Genomic DNA, 368 nt, shown 5'->3' with positions numbered 1-368 from the left:
TGGATGAAATCCACCATTATTTGTGTGGGCGGTCGAGCTCCGCCTAGGCGAAAAAAGCAGCTGCTTTACGTAGAATTTCGTTAGCGCGTTGTAGTTCTTTATTTTCACGTTCCAGTTGTTTTATGCGTTCTTGATCTGAAAGATGCTGTACTTTAACTGGATTTTGTTGATCCAAATATTTTTGATGCCAAACACGCAGTGTTTCAGGGGTACAACCTATCTTGGGAGCAATAGCAGTGATTGCAGCCCAATTTGATGGATAATCTTTTTCGGATTCAATAACAAGTTGAACCGCTCTTTCCTTGATTTCAGGGGTATAGTTTAATTTTTTCATCGGAGTAGTTCTCAGAATGTTGAGTCTCCGACAA

The 368-nt window shown here is 40.5% G+C and carries 1 pseudogene; it reads right to left on the bottom strand.

The features are described from left to right. Window positions 1-334 (bottom strand): annotated as a pseudogene (locus AC1M9J_RS14825) (transposase); the annotation flags it as partial. Window positions 335-368 lie beyond the last annotated feature (34 nt).

Source organism: Acinetobacter sp. ANC_7588 (assembly GCF_056783995.1).
This window is presented reverse-complemented; position numbering and strand designations above follow the sequence as displayed.